17 protein-coding genes and 1 tRNA gene are annotated in these 13,646 nt (G+C 54.5%); 8 read left to right on the forward strand and 10 right to left on the reverse strand.

Going from position 1 to position 13,646, the window contains the following annotated elements:
• Positions 1 to 102 precede the first annotated feature (102 nt).
• From LQ945_RS14920 to aspA, 6 genes are all read right to left on the reverse strand, one after another.
• A tRNA-Phe gene (locus tag LQ945_RS14920) sits at positions 103 to 178 on the reverse strand.
• A gap of 159 nt (positions 179 to 337) precedes the next feature.
• Entirely contained in the window at positions 338 to 913 is a 576-nt protein-coding gene (gene dicD, locus LQ945_RS14925) for a division control transcriptional repressor DicD (RefSeq protein WP_044553918.1), read from the reverse strand.
• A 40-nt stretch (positions 914 to 953) separates the two neighbouring features.
• Positions 954 to 2,663, reverse strand: a complete 1,710-nt coding sequence (locus LQ945_RS14930) for a protein-disulfide reductase DsbD (RefSeq protein WP_269935723.1) — start codon at positions 2,661 to 2,663, stop codon at positions 954 to 956.
• Positions 2,639 to 2,962, reverse strand: coding sequence for a divalent cation tolerance protein CutA (gene cutA, locus LQ945_RS14935; RefSeq protein ID WP_262241310.1), 324 nt, complete (start codon positions 2,960 to 2,962; stop codon positions 2,639 to 2,641). Before cutA ends, LQ945_RS14930 begins: the two co-directional genes overlap by 25 nt.
• A 125-nt stretch (positions 2,963 to 3,087) precedes the next feature.
• The gene (locus LQ945_RS14940) at positions 3,088 to 4,389 is read right to left on the reverse strand and encodes an anaerobic C4-dicarboxylate transporter (RefSeq protein ID WP_044553921.1); all 1,302 of its coding nucleotides are present in this window, start codon (positions 4,387 to 4,389) and stop codon (positions 3,088 to 3,090) included.
• Between the two features lie 126 nt (positions 4,390 to 4,515).
• Positions 4,516 to 5,952, reverse strand: coding sequence for an aspartate ammonia-lyase (gene aspA, locus LQ945_RS14945; RefSeq protein ID WP_020824881.1), 1,437 nt, complete (start codon positions 5,950 to 5,952; stop codon positions 4,516 to 4,518).
• A gap of 345 nt (positions 5,953 to 6,297) precedes the next feature.
• On the opposite strand from aspA, the gene LQ945_RS14950 reads away from it, so the two are divergent.
• The 4 genes from LQ945_RS14950 (at position 6,298) to LQ945_RS14965 (ending at position 9,542) form a co-directional block, all read left to right on the forward strand.
• Positions 6,298 to 6,789 carry an FxsA family protein gene (locus LQ945_RS14950; protein WP_182820961.1) on the forward strand — a complete coding sequence of 164 codons (492 nt, stop codon included), beginning with the start codon at positions 6,298 to 6,300 and terminating at the stop codon, positions 6,787 to 6,789.
• A 184-nt stretch (positions 6,790 to 6,973) separates the two neighbouring features.
• The gene (locus LQ945_RS14955) at positions 6,974 to 7,267 is read left to right on the forward strand and encodes a co-chaperone GroES (RefSeq protein WP_004952634.1); all 294 of its coding nucleotides are present in this window, start codon (positions 6,974 to 6,976) and stop codon (positions 7,265 to 7,267) included.
• 44 nt (positions 7,268 to 7,311) lie between these two features.
• A complete protein-coding gene (gene groL / locus LQ945_RS14960) occupies positions 7,312 to 8,958 on the forward strand; it encodes a chaperonin GroEL (RefSeq protein WP_262241313.1) in 1,647 nt (548 codons plus the stop codon).
• Positions 8,959 to 9,197: 239 nt separating this feature from the next.
• Positions 9,198 to 9,542, forward strand: coding sequence for a DUF4156 domain-containing protein (locus LQ945_RS14965; RefSeq protein ID WP_020824885.1), 345 nt, complete (start codon positions 9,198 to 9,200; stop codon positions 9,540 to 9,542).
• An 83-nt stretch (positions 9,543 to 9,625) separates the two neighbouring features.
• Here the strand turns inward: LQ945_RS14965 and epmB are convergent, their stop codons facing one another.
• Complete coding sequence (gene epmB, locus LQ945_RS14970; RefSeq protein ID WP_270101098.1) at positions 9,626 to 10,654, reverse strand: EF-P beta-lysylation protein EpmB; 1,029 nt, start codon at positions 10,652 to 10,654, stop codon at positions 9,626 to 9,628.
• A gap of 42 nt (positions 10,655 to 10,696) precedes the next feature.
• Here epmB and efp point away from each other — a divergent pair, with 42 nt between their 5' ends.
• The 4 genes from efp (at position 10,697) to sugE (ending at position 12,255) form a co-directional block, all read left to right on the forward strand.
• Positions 10,697 to 11,263 carry an elongation factor P gene (efp, locus tag LQ945_RS14975; RefSeq protein ID WP_020824887.1) on the forward strand — a complete coding sequence of 189 codons (567 nt, stop codon included), beginning with the start codon at positions 10,697 to 10,699 and terminating at the stop codon, positions 11,261 to 11,263.
• A 71-nt stretch (positions 11,264 to 11,334) separates the two neighbouring features.
• Positions 11,335 to 11,466, forward strand: a complete 132-nt coding sequence (locus tag LQ945_RS14980; RefSeq protein ID WP_071827072.1) for an entericidin A/B family lipoprotein — start codon at positions 11,335 to 11,337, stop codon at positions 11,464 to 11,466.
• A gap of 121 nt (positions 11,467 to 11,587) precedes the next feature.
• Complete coding sequence (locus LQ945_RS14985) at positions 11,588 to 11,719, forward strand: entericidin A/B family lipoprotein (RefSeq protein ID WP_044553925.1); 132 nt, start codon at positions 11,588 to 11,590, stop codon at positions 11,717 to 11,719.
• A 218-nt stretch (positions 11,720 to 11,937) separates the two neighbouring features.
• Positions 11,938 to 12,255 carry a quaternary ammonium compound efflux SMR transporter SugE gene (gene sugE / locus LQ945_RS14990; RefSeq protein ID WP_020824889.1) on the forward strand — a complete coding sequence of 106 codons (318 nt, stop codon included), beginning with the start codon at positions 11,938 to 11,940 and terminating at the stop codon, positions 12,253 to 12,255.
• Here the strand turns inward: sugE and blc are convergent.
• The 3 genes from blc to frdC form a co-directional block, all read right to left on the reverse strand.
• Positions 12,249 to 12,782, reverse strand: a complete 534-nt coding sequence (blc, locus tag LQ945_RS14995; RefSeq protein WP_270101100.1) for an outer membrane lipoprotein Blc — start codon at positions 12,780 to 12,782, stop codon at positions 12,249 to 12,251. The genes sugE and blc overlap by 7 nt on opposite strands.
• Before the next feature lie 88 nt (positions 12,783 to 12,870).
• Entirely contained in the window at positions 12,871 to 13,230 is a 360-nt protein-coding gene (gene frdD / locus LQ945_RS15000; protein ID WP_044553927.1) for a fumarate reductase subunit FrdD, read from the reverse strand.
• Between the two features lie 12 nt (positions 13,231 to 13,242).
• Positions 13,243 to 13,635: a fumarate reductase subunit FrdC gene (frdC, locus tag LQ945_RS15005; protein WP_037425927.1), complete on the reverse strand. Its 393-nt coding sequence runs from the start codon at positions 13,633 to 13,635 to the stop codon at positions 13,243 to 13,245.
• Positions 13,636 to 13,646 lie beyond the last annotated feature (11 nt).

Below are 13,646 nucleotides of genomic sequence, written 5' to 3' on the forward strand. Positions count from 1 at the left end.
TGGCCCGCAGGGTGAGGCCTCTGGCCGAATAATCGAACTTGTTCGATGAAGAGTCCTGCCCCAGAAAGCAAAAAACCCGCCATAGGCGGGTTCTTCTAAAGATGGTGCCCGGACTCGGAATCGAACCAAGGACACGGGGATTTTCAATCCCCTGCTCTACCGACTGAGCTATCCGGGCAACGCGCAGCATTAAACCGTATTGGCCGAAGGCAGTCAACGGCTTTGTGAACGAAATAAGGCAAAACGCATCCGGTTGCTGTCTTTTCAGTCAAAGGGAGCAAAAAAAACGCGAGATGGGCTTAAAGTACCATGGTTGCGCTCGCCACCACGGTGTCATTCAGCTTAATGCGCCATTTCTGCGGCACTGAGCGACCTGCAAGATGTCTTCCGCCAGCCGCTTGGCGACGGATACGTCCTGGAGCTGGCGTTTTATCAGCAGTTTGCTGAGGCAGCCCTCTTGGATCAGTTCCATCTGCTGCGCCACCATATCCGCATCGTCGGCGTCCATTTCTCGCAGCAGGTCGCGCGTCAGTTCCAGTGAAGTCAACTTCTGCTGCTCGGCCAACTGGTGGATAGGGTGATCCACTTCCGGGAAGAAGCTACAGGCGGCAATAAACAGGCAGCCAGGATAGCGATCGTGTTGGACGTACTCTGCCAGCACGTCGTAGCGTGCCAGCAATTTTTGCTGCGGGCTCAGGGTTTCATCCAGCAGCAACTGACGACGCCAGGTGTCAATTTGCTGGCCGTGATAGCGCAGGCAGTCGTACAGCAGTGCTTCGCGGTCCGGCCAGAAGCGTTTTAGATCGCCCGGCTGTACGTCGAGTTTTTCTGCCAGCATTTCTAATGTGGTGGTTGCCAGGCCCTGTTGTTCCAACAGCCCCAGTGCCGTATCAAGAACTTGTTCGCGTTGCACTTGTGCTCCCTCCAAATTCGGTTCTGAACTTCAGTGTTATTTATTGCACTACTTTCTGCAAATGCGCGTTGAACGTTGGAGCATCCATAAAGCCGGTCACCCGCTGAGCCGTCAACTCTTGTCCTGCGCCGTTAAAAAATAGAATTGTCGGCAAACCCAGGACTTTCAAGTGCTTGAGCAATGCTGCCTGTTCGGCATTGTTGGCGGTTACATCCGCCTGCAGCAGCACGGCATTGGCCAGCTTAGCCTGAACGGCTGCATCACTAAAGGTATACTTTTCGAACTCTTTGCAGGCTACGCACCAATCGGCATACAGATCCAGCATCACCGGTTTACCCTGTGCTTGCTGCAGCGCCAGGTTGAGCTGTTCCACATTACTGACCTGCGTAAAGCTCAGGTGTGGCGTAGCCTGCTGCGAACTATTGGCGCCAAAAGCCCAGTCTTGCAACGGCCGAGCGGCGATCACCGCCGCTGCCAACAGCAGCATCTGCAAGGCGCGGGCCCAGCCGCGAGAGGTTTTCAGGCTGAGTGCGAAGGCCCAGCCGAAGAACGCCAAACCCAGCAGGCTCCACAGCCGCAGCCCCCACAAATCGCCGATCACACGTTCCAGCAGAAATACCGGCAGGGCGAGGATCACAAAGCCGAAAGCCTCTTTGACATACTGCATCCATGGGCCGCTACGCGGCAGCAGGCGGTTGCCGAACAGGGTGACGAGCACCAGCGGGATCCCCATGCCTAATGCGTAAAGGTACAAGGTACCGCCGCCGGCCCACATATTGCCGCTCTGGGCAATGTAGAGCAGGATCGCGCTGAGCGGTGCGGTGGTACAGGGAGAACAGATCAATCCGGCCAGAGCCCCCATCAGGAACACGCCGGGCAGCGAGCCCCCCTTTTGGGTATTGCTCCAGCCCGCCAGGCGCGTTTGCAGCGAGGCCGGTAATTGCAATGAATAGAGGCCAAACATCGACAATGCCAGCGCGATAAACAGCACCGAGAGGCCAATCAATACATACGGATGTTGCAGTGCCGCCTGAAACTGCAGCCCGGCGGCAGCAACCACCAAACCCAGCAAGGTATAGGTCAGCGCCATGCCCTGCACGTAAACCACCGCCAACGCCAGGATACGCCCGCTGCTGTGCGGTTTTTCACGACCTAAAATGATGCCGGAAATCAGAGGGTACATCGGCAGAACGCAGGGGGTGAAAGCGATGCCGATACCGATCAGCAATGCCCACAGCGGCGAGAATGGCAGATCGTTAGGTGCCTTTACCGGCTCTGTCGGCTCTGGGATTACCGGAACGGCGGAAGCGCTCACGGCATTCAACGGGATCACTCGCGTTTCCGGTGGGTAGCAGAAGCCGGCTTCTGCGCAGCCCTGGTAGGTTACGCTCAGGCTGGCATCCGCCGTTGCTTGCTGCAGCGGAACCTTCAGGTTCAGCTGTTGCTTGAAAATGGCGACTTCGCCGAAAAATTCGTCTTTGTGGCTCAGCCCTGCGGGCAGTTCGAAGGTGCCCAGCGAGGCCTGTTTCGGCACCAGTTTGATCTGCTGGCGATAGAGGTAATAACCGGGACGAATTTGCCAGTCCAGCGACAGCTGATTGCCTTGCTGTTTGAAATCAAAGGCGAAGGCCTGATCGACAGGCACGAACTGGCTGCCGCCGTTTTGGCCGAACAGCGAAGCCTGGGCCGCCTGCGGCAGAAAGAACAGGCTGCAAAGCAGAAAAATCAGTTTAATGAGGCGTTGATCCATAACAGGTAGTCTTTATCTCCGGCCATCACCGGCAGCACCAGCAGCTCGGGCGTCTGGTAGGGGTGATGTTGTTTCAGGTAGCTGAGCAGGGCGTCTTGATGGCGGCGATCGCTTTTGAACAGCATCTGCACTTCATATTCCTGTTCCAGTTTCCCTTCCCAGTAATATAACGACGTTGCGCCGGGTAACAGCGTGGCGCAGGCCGCCAGCTTTTCTCCCAGAACCCGGGCCGCCAGGTCTTGTGCCGTGGCTTCATCGGGTGCGGTGCAGAGTATGACGACAGCTTCGCAATCAGACATCTTCAGCCCTCTCATCCAGATTATCAGTGGGCACTATACCTTGAAGGGCGGTCAGCTAGAAGGCGAGTTTATCGCCAGTGGGGCAGGAGGAAGGGAAACCGGGGCCGCAGCCCCGGGGTGAAGCATTACAGCATCACGCTGCCCAGCAGGAAGCCAAACAGCACCGCCAATATCACGCCGATGGTGCCGGGGATAAAGAACGGATGGTTAAACACAAAACGCCCGATACGGGTGGTGCCGGTATCATCCATTTGTACCGCAGCGACCAGCGTTGGGTAGGTTGGCAGGATAAACAGGCCGGAAACGGCGGCGAAGGAAGCCACTGCGGTCAATGGCGACACGTTCAACGCCAGCGCCATCGGCATCAGCGCCTTGGCGGTGGCGGCCTGAGAATACAGCAGTGCCGAGCAGAAGAAGAAGATCACCGCCAACAGCCACGGGTGGGACTGGATCACCGTGCCTGCTGTCTCTTTGATCCAGTCGATGTTGGCCTGCACGAAGGTGTCGCCCAACCAGGCTACCCCCAGAATACAGATACAGGCGCTCATCCCGGCCTTAAAGGTACTGGAATTAAGCACCATATCAGTATCGACGCGGCACAGCAGGGTGGTCAGGGTAGCGACGCTAAGCATGATGATCAGAATGGCGTTGGTGGTGTTCATCAGCGGTTTTGCCACCAGGCCCAGGCCCGGGCTGTTGATGATGGCGTAAGCCACGACGCAGAGCACGCCCAGCAGGAACAGCAGCACCGACACTTTGGCGCGGGGTTTGATTTCCATGATCTTGTTGCCGCGCAGGGTCACCAGGCCTTCTTCCAGGCGTTTGAGGTAAACCGGATCGTCAGACAGCTTGGAGTCGAACAGCCAGCTTACCAGCAGCGACATCACCAGTACGGCGCAGAAGGTAGACGGCATCACGACCATCAGCAGGTGCAGATAGCTGACGCCGTGGCCTTCCATCACTGATGACATGTACACCACCGCGGCGGAAATCGGTGAGGCGGTGATGGCAATCTGGGCGGATACCACGGCGGTAGACAGCGGACGGCAAGGCTTGATGCCCTGTTCTTTCGCCACTTCGGCGATCACCGGCAGTGCGGAAAGCGAGATGTTGCCGGTACCGGCGAAGATAGTCAGAAAATAGGTGACGATCGGCGCCAGAATAGTGATGTGTTTAGGGTTCTTGCGCAGCAGTTTTTCCGTTTGCTGAACCAGATAATCCATACCGCCGGCGACCTGCATCGCCGAGATCGCGGCAATCACCGCCATGATGATGGAAATGACGTCGAACGGAATACTGCCCGGTTTCACGCCAATCAAAGCCAGGACCAAAACCCCCAGCCCGCCTGCAAATCCAATCCCGATACCGCCCAGCCTGGCCCCTAAAAAAATGGCCAGCAGAACGATAACCAATTCTACGGCTAACATAGTGTCTACTCCTTAAAATAAGTTTTTTTGAAAACGAAAAGTTAAAATTTTGTGGGCGATGGAAAGTAAAAAGGCACGCTATCCAGGGGATTCAGCGTGCCTTTTTTGGGCTACCGGGTGTGTCTGTTATTGTTCATTTTCATCCGTATAGCGTTTGGCTTTATAGGCCGGATGCATCAGGTTCTCCACGGAGAAGATGTCATCCAGCTCGGCTTCGGTCAGCAGGCCGCGTTCCAGCACGACTTCACGTACGCTCTTGCCGGTTTCGGCGCAGATCTTCCCGACGATGTCACCATTGTGGTGGCCAATGAACGGGTTCAGATAGGTGACGATACCGATAGAATTGAAGACGTAGTGTTCACACACTTCTTTATTCGCGGTGATGCCGTTAATGCATTTTTCCAGCAGGTTATAGCAGGCGTTGGTCAGGATGTGGATTGACTCGAACATCGCTTGGCCAATCACCGGCTCCATAACGTTCAACTGCAGTTGGCCCGCTTCGGCCGCCATGGTAACGCAAGTGTCGTTGCCAATCACCTTGAAACACACCTGATTGACCACTTCCGGCACTACCGGGTTGACCTTGGCCGGCATGATGGAAGAACCCGCCTGCAGTTCCGGCAGGTTAATTTCGTTCAGACCGGCGCGTGGGCCTGAAGACAACAGGCGCAGGTCGTTACAAATTTTAGACAGTTTAACCGCGAGGCGTTTCAGCGCGCTGTGCACCATCACGTAGGCGCCGCAGTCGGAGGTGGCTTCGATCAGGTCTTCGGCCGGCACGACAGGCAGATTGCTGACTTCTGCCAATTTTTGAACCGCCAGTTGCGGGTAGCCTTCCGGGGTGTTCAGCGCCGTTCCGATTGCTGTCGCGCCCAGGTTCACTTCCAGCAGCAGCTCGGCGGTGCGATGCAGGTTGCGGGTTTCTTCTTTCAGCAACACGCTGAAGGCATGGAATTCCTGGCCCAAAGTCATTGGTACCGCATCCTGCAACTGGGTGCGCCCCATTTTCAGGATGGTTTCAAACTCTTTTGCCTTGCGGTCAAACCCTTCACGCAGTTGATTGATTGCGTCGATCAGCTTTTGGTTGGAGGCGTAAACCGCAATGCGGAAACCGGTTGGGTAGGCGTCGTTGGTAGACTGGCACTTGTTGAGATGATCGTTAGGGTTCAGGTATTGGTATTCGCCTTTCTGGTGGCCCATCAGCTCCAGACCAATATTCGCCAGCACTTCGTTGGTGTTCATGTTCAATGAAGTGCCCGCGCCGCCCTGGAACACGTCCACCGGGAACTGGTCCATGCATTTGCCTTTATCCAGCACTTCGTCACAGGCCTGGATGATGACATCAGCGATTTTACGTGGAATGGTTTTGAGTTCTTTGTTCGCCATCGCGGCGGCTTTTTTTACCATTACCATGCCGCGAACAAACTCGGGCACATCGCTGATTTTGCTGTTGCTGATATAAAAGTTTTCAATCGCACGCAGAGTGTGAACACCGTAATAGGCTTCTGCGGGGACTTCACGTGTTCCTAACAGGTCTTCTTCGATACGAATGTTATTTGACATGTGAACCTTCTTTGTATTGCTGCCGAATTAATTAATTGTCAGGGAACCAAATTATGTTGCCGAAGGCTTCAGGCATGAAACGATTAACCACTGTGCCCGTTGCTGCCCAGATCATATGCTGGTTAGTAATAAATGACTGAATCCAGATCACCTTCTGAGCCTTCTTAAATTGCCTGTTTCTGGTTCTGTGATCCCTTTCACGTTTATTAACTTTAGCAATAAAAAAGGGCCTTTGGTTGAAATGCACACCGGCAGACCCCATTGTATTTAGGTCGGCCGTTTACCGGCCCCCTTTTCGCGCCGTCGCCAACGTGCGGTTGCGCAGATCTACCAGAGGAGAACCAGGTGCGCTGGTTACCGTTACTGCTGATATTTCTGTTGGCTTACATAGAGATATCCCTATTTATCAAAGTCGCCGCCGTATTGGGTGTGGCGATCACCCTGTTGCTGGTGGTGTTCACTTCCTGCGTCGGCATTTCGCTGGTGCGCAATCAGGGCATGAAAACCTTCATGCAGATGCAACAAAAACTGGCGGCGGGGGAAAGTCCTGCTTCAGAAATGGTGAAGAGCGTGTCATTGGTGCTGGCGGGCTTTTTGCTGCTGGTACCGGGTTTCTTTACCGATTTCCTCGGCCTGTTGCTGTTACTGCCCCCGGTGCAAAAATCGCTGACGCTGAAACTGATGCCGCATCTTTCCGTTTATCGCCCCGGCGGTTGGAGCCAGGGCGGCGATGCCGCCAACGGCAACACCTTCGACGGCGAGTTCCAGCGTAAAAACGACGATCGCTATACGCTGGATCATCAGCCCGACGATCATGACAAACGCAACGATCGTTGAAAAAACGCGGCCCAGGCCGCGTTTTTCGCATCAGTAGCTCAGTATTGCCATCAAAAGCGAAAATTTTTTTGGCTGCCCCCTTGAAGGGGGATGGAATGCCCCCATTTCAAATCCCACAAGCCGGTATTAACAATCCGGTGACAACCCTAAATCTGATAGAGACCTTCTTACAGGAGAGCGTTCAATGAGTATTCGTCCATTGCATGACCGCGTTATCGTCAAGCGCAAAGAAGTTGAATCAAAATCTGCTGGCGGCATCGTCCTGACTGGCTCTGCAGCGGGTAAATCTACTCGTGGCGAAGTTGTCGCGGTGGGTAAAGGGCGTGTTCTGGAAAGCGGCAACATCCAGCCGCTGGATGTGAAAGTTGGCGATATCGTGATTTTCAACGACGGTTACGGCGTGAAAGCAGAGAAGATCGACAATGAAGAAGTGTTGATCATGTCCGAAAGCGACATTCTGGCAATTGTTGAAGCGTAAACACGCTTTATCTTCTGAACTGAACGAGTTGAAGGGAAATACCAATGGCAGCTAAAGACGTAAAATTCGGCAATGACGCACGCGTGAAAATGCTCCGCGGCGTGAATGTTCTCGCTGATGCAGTAAAAGTGACCCTGGGCCCGAAAGGCCGTAACGTAGTGCTGGATAAGTCCTTCGGCGCTCCTACCATCACTAAAGATGGCGTATCTGTTGCTCGTGAAATCGAACTGGAAGACAAGTTTGAAAACATGGGCGCGCAGATGGTGAAAGAAGTTGCCTCTAAAGCGAACGACGCGGCAGGCGACGGTACCACCACTGCAACCGTACTGGCTCAATCCATCATCACCGAAGGCCTGAAAGCAGTGGCTGCCGGCATGAACCCAATGGATCTGAAGCGCGGTATCGACAAAGCGGTTATCGCCGCTGTTGAAGAGCTGAAAAAACTGTCCGTACCTTGCTCTGACTCCAAAGCTATCGCTCAGGTAGGCACCATCTCTGCAAACTCCGACGAAACCGTGGGTAAACTGATTGCAGAAGCGATGGAAAAAGTAGGCAAAGAAGGCGTTATCACCGTTGAAGAAGGCACTGGCCTGCAAGACGAGCTGGACGTTGTTGAAGGGATGCAGTTCGACCGCGGTTACCTGTCTCCATACTTCATCAACAAGCCAGAAACCGGTTCTATCGAACTGGAAAGCCCGTTCATCCTGCTGGCTGACAAAAAAATCTCCAACATCCGTGAAATGCTGCCAGTACTGGAAGCCGTAGCGAAAGCCGGCAAACCACTGCTGATCATTGCTGAAGATGTTGAAGGCGAAGCGCTGGCTACTCTGGTGGTGAACACCATGCGCGGCATCGTGAAAGTGGCTGCGGTTAAAGCACCTGGTTTCGGCGACCGTCGTAAAGCCATGCTGCAGGACATCGCGACTCTGACTGCCGGTACCGTTATCTCTGAAGAGATCGGTCTGGAGCTGGAAAAAGCGACCCTGGAAGACCTGGGCCAGGCTAAGCGCGTTGTGATCAACAAAGACACCACCATCATCATCGATGGCGTGGGTGACGAAACAACCATCAAAGGCCGCGTGACTCAGATCCGTCAGCAGATCGAAGAAGCGACCTCTGACTACGATCGTGAAAAACTGCAGGAGCGTGTCGCTAAACTGGCCGGCGGCGTTGCCGTTATCAAAGTGGGCGCAGCAACTGAAGTTGAAATGAAAGAGAAGAAAGCCCGCGTTGAAGATGCCCTGCACGCAACCCGTGCTGCGGTTGAAGAAGGCGTGGTTGCCGGCGGTGGTGTTGCACTGATCCGCGTAGCCAGCAAAATCGCTAACCTGAAAGGCGACAACGAAGACCAGAACGTCGGTATCAAGGTTGCTCTGCGCGCCATGGAATCTCCACTGCGTCAGATCGTAATCAACGCCGGTGAAGAAGCTTCCGTGATTGCCAACAACGTGAAAGCAGGCGAAGGCAGCTTCGGCTACAACGCTTACACTGAAGAATACGGCGACATGATCGCGATGGGTATCCTGGATCCAACCAAAGTAACCCGTTCTGCTCTGCAGTACGCGGCTTCTGTGGCTGGCCTGATGATCACCACCGAGTGCATGGTGACCGACCTGCCAAAAAGCGACGCACCTGATTTAGGTGGCGCTGGCGGTATGGGTGGCATGGGCGGCATGGGCGGCATGATGTAATCATCCCCCACGTTCGCGTGTGCAAAAGCCCCGGCCAATTGGTCGGGGCTTTTTTTTGCGTGCTTTGTCTCACTGCTTTTGATGATATTTATGCAGACCGGGCTGATTTAGCTGGTAAACTGATCTTTCATCAGCTGTCGCTCAAGACGTTGGCCAGCACCAGTGGCAACGGATGCTTAAGAGATAGCAACGCTTTCTGATAAGCTTTTGCGAAACTCTCAATATAGATGGGGAACAAGATGCGGATTAAAGCCTTACTGGGTCTTTCGGCAGCCTTGCTGCTGGCAGGTTGCAGCAGCACCAATGAACTTTCCGCCGCAGGTCAGCAGGTTAAATTTACCGATACCAAACCGGCGGCGGAATGCCAGCTGGTGGGCGAAGTGACTGGCACCCAGAGCAACTGGTTGTCCGGTAACGGTGGTGAAGGCAGCTCCATGCGCGGCGCGGCAAACGATCTGCGCAACAAGGCAGCGGCAATGGGCGGCAACGTGATTTATGGTGCTACCAGCCCAAGCCAGAACCTGCTTTCAAGCTTTGCCCCGTTGGACAGCAAAATGGCCGGCCAGGTTTATAAGTGCCCGTAACGCAAGATTAATGCGTACGCCATAGCATAAGAAAGAGGCATGCCCAGGCATGCCTCTTTTGTTTCTGTCATTGCGCCGAACAGTCAATCTTGCATCAGGCGCAGATCGAGCGGCGTTTTGCTTGGCTTGCCGCCGACTTCACGGGTCAGACGCGGAACCATATAACCGGAAACCTTGCTCAGCAGCGCCTGCATAATGGTGCGCGCTTCGTCGTCGCTGACCATAAAGTGCGCCGCGCCTTGTACCTTATCCAGCACGTGGATGTAATAGGGCAGAATTCCGGCGTCGAACAGCGCATTGCTCAGTGCCGCCAAGGTGTCGGCGTTGTCGTTAATGCCGCGCAGCAACACGCTTTGGTTCAGCAAGGTGACGCCAGCCAGACGCAGCTGCGCCATGGCTCCCTGCAGTTCACGGTCAATCTCATTGGCATGATTGATGTGTGTGACCATCAGTACCTGCAGACGAGAGGCCGACAGCCTGCGGCACAGCTCTGGCGTGATACGCGCCGGGATCACCACCGGCAAACGGGTGTGGATGCGCAGGCGTTTTACATGTTCAATGGCTTCCAGCTCACCGATCAGCCAGTCCAGCTCGTGATCCTTTGCCATCAGCGGATCGCCGCCGGAGAAAATAATCTCATCCAGTTCCGGGTGTTGGCGGATATAATCCAACGCCTGACGCCAGTTGGCCTTATTGCCCTGGTTGTCCTGATACGGAAAATGGCGGCGGAAGCAGTAGCGGCAGTTAACCGCACAGCCGCCTTTAACCAGCAGCAGAGCGCGATTACGGTATTTATGCAGCAGGCCTGGCACCACGCTACGCTGTTCGTCCAGCGGATCGGTCGTGAAGCCGGGTGCATTGATGAATTCTTCGCTGGCGGTCAGAACCTGACGCAATAGCGGGTCATTGGCGTCGCCGGGACGCATGCGTGCGGCGAAGGCGCGGGGGACGCGCAATGCAAACAGTCGACGGGCTTCACGGCCCTGCGGCAGGTCCGGATGCGTATTCAGTGACAAAAGCTGCAGTAATTCATCGGGATCGGTAATAACATCGGCGAGTTGATGCAACCAATCTTCTCTATATGCCGTACTTTGGGTTATAATGTGTGCCATTTTTTTGGCTAAGCTACCAGTTTAAATATTCAGAGGGCCATCATGGCGACTTATTCTAGCAACGATTTCCGTCCGGGTCTTAAAATCATGTTCGAGGGCGAACCTTACGCTATCGAATCCAGTGAGTTCGTTAAGCCGGGCAAAGGTCAGGCATTTGCGCGCGTTAAAATGCGTCGTCTGCTGACCGGTACTCGCGTTGAGAAAACCTTTAAATCTACCGACTCTTGCGAAGGCGCGGACGTGGTAGATACCAACATGAACTACCTGTACAACGACGGTGAGTTCTACCACTTCATGCACCCTGAGACTTTCGAGCAGCACGGTGTTGAAGAAAAAACCGTCTCTGACGCGGCAAAATGGCTGCAAGACAACGCAGAATGTATCGTTACCCTGTGGGACGGTCGTCCAATCGCGGTTCAGCCACCGAACTTTATCGAAGCAGAAATCACTGACACCGATCCAGGTCTGAAAGGCGATACTGCCGGTACCGGCGGCAAGCCTGCTACCCTGAGCACTGGCGCCGTGGTTAAGGTTCCGTTGTTCGTACAGATTGGCGAAGTTGTCCGCGTTGACACCCGCTCTGGCGAATACGTTTCACGCGTAAAATAAGTTTCATAACAAAGGAGCCCTGTGTGGCTCCTTTGCTTTATTCTCTTCCGCATCCCCTTGGCAGAATCAGCATGATAAAGAAAGCTCTGTTGGTCGTTGTCTCCCTGTTAATACTGCTGTCCCTTAACGGTTGTAATACTTTCCGCGGCTTTGGTGAAGACGTTCAGCACCTTGGTGGCGCTATCTCTCGCACTGCAAGTTAATAAGCATTAACCTTTCTAATGTAATTGTGCGAAATAAAACCATTTAAACAGCAACCCCCGCTAATATTTACTAAGCTTAGAAAGCCGTACTTTATCGTCACTGACAAATAAGGACTTTCCTATGCTGAAGAAAAGTATTATCGCGATTTTCTCTTTGATGATTTTGACCTCGTTGACCGCGTGCAACACCACTCAGGGTGTGGGCGAAGATATTCAGGCTGGCGGTAAGGCCATCCAGCGTAGCGCGCAATAGCCCTCTTTGCCGACTCCGGCGGTATTCCACGAACGGCCATCCAAAGACGGCGCCGTGGGATACCGCTTCCCACGTTGAATATTCACCTGCAGCCACCTTTGTGCTGTTATCCCCCTTAGCTGCAGGTATAATCCCCCGGGCATATCACAACGCTAAATGGGACGACCCGTTTACGCCTCTGCATTCGGGGACGACCCCACCGTTATGGAGCCTGTTTCATGGCTTGGATTATTCTGCTTATTGCCGGTTTACTGGAAGTCGTGTGGGCCGTCGGCCTGAAATATACCCATGGTTTTACTCGGCTTACCCCGAGCATTATTACCGTTGCCGCCATGGTGGTCAGCATGCTGTTGTTGGCGCATGCGATGAAAACGCTGCCCGCCGGCACGGCTTACGCCGTTTGGACAGGCATTGGTGCGGTAGGCGCGGCCATTATGGGAATGGTATTGCTCGGTGAATCAACCAACATCGCGCGCATCCTCAGCCTGTGCCTGATTGTTGTCGGCATACTTGGGTTGAAGTTCAGCAGTCACTGATGTTGCGTTTGTTTCACCCAGATCAGCTTATCGGTCTCAAAGCCGTTGTTTTTCGCGGTTTGCACTAATCTGTCGCGCGTGGCGGCGTCCAGCGTCGGCGTGCGCGACAGTATCCACAAATACCCTCGGTTTGGGCCGCAAACCAGCGCGTAGCGATAATCTGCATCCAACTCAATCACGTTATATCCGCCGTAGAAAGGCCCAAAAAAGGACACCTTGAGTGCGGCTACCTGCGGTGAGCCGGTAAAATAGGCCTTGCCCGTGCTTTCCTGCCATTGTTGTTTTTGCGTATTAAAACCCCGGTTCACCACTTTGAGGCCGCCGTCTTCGCGTGGGCTGTAGTTGGCGGTGACCTGTTCGAGGCCGCGTTCAAAACGGTGATCAAAACGCGCGATTTCATACCAGGTACCGAGATAGCGCTGGCTGTCGAAATCATTCACTACTTTGATGTTCTTCGGCGGGGAAACGCTGCAAGCGGCGGAAAGGAAGGCGGGAATGATCGCGCATAGCTTTGATCGAAAACGCATTGGTTACTCCTGTTTAGCGGATGGGGAATAAACAGTGTAGCCGAAAGGTAAAGCAGACGGCCAACGGGAGTTGGCCGCCAGAAGAGTTTTACAGCGTTACCACACCGATAACGGTGACGACGCTGAGGATGGCCGCCAGGCCATAGAAGACCCATTTACCGGCCGGCACGTGGATTTTCAAATCGTGCATCGCATGGTGTATACGATGCAGGCCGCACCACAGCGGCAGGATGATCATCAGCAGCAGGAACAGCCGACCAATCAGGCTTTGGCAGAAAGCCAGTACGCGGTCATAGCCCAGCGCATCAGCGGGGAACCACCCCAGCGGCAGTAGAATGCCGACCAGCAGCACGATAGCAGGCGCGATGATTGCGCCCCACATGCCGCCGGCGCCGAATAATCCCCAGAAAACCGGTTCGTCTGAGCGTTTAGGTGCTTGATTTATCATGTTTCCTCCGGATTACAGCAGGGCCACGGCCAGGATGACCACGCTGGCGACCAGCGTGACCGCCCACAGCGCTTTGACGATAGGCCCAGGCCCCATTTTCTCGCTGTTGACCACGATATTGGCGGCTTTCGGCGCCAGATCGAACCAGGTTTTGGTGTGCAGCAGCGCCGCCAGCAGCGCGACCACGTTAATCAGCAGCACCAGCGGGTTTTGCAGAAAACCGACGAACCCGGCCCAGCTGTCCGCGCCGCCTTTCAGCGCAAAAACGCCGTAGATCAGCACGATGCTGAACCATACGGCCGGCACCGAGGTCCCTTCACGCAGCATATAGAAACGGTAGAAGCCGAGCTTTTGCCACCAGGTCGGCGTCATGGTGCGCACATAGGGCTTACGTTGTGTTGTCATTGCGGTTTCTC

The sequence above is a fragment of the Serratia liquefaciens genome (assembly GCF_027594825.1).
In the GTDB taxonomy this organism is placed as follows: Bacteria; Pseudomonadota; Gammaproteobacteria; order Enterobacterales; family Enterobacteriaceae; genus Serratia; species Serratia liquefaciens_A.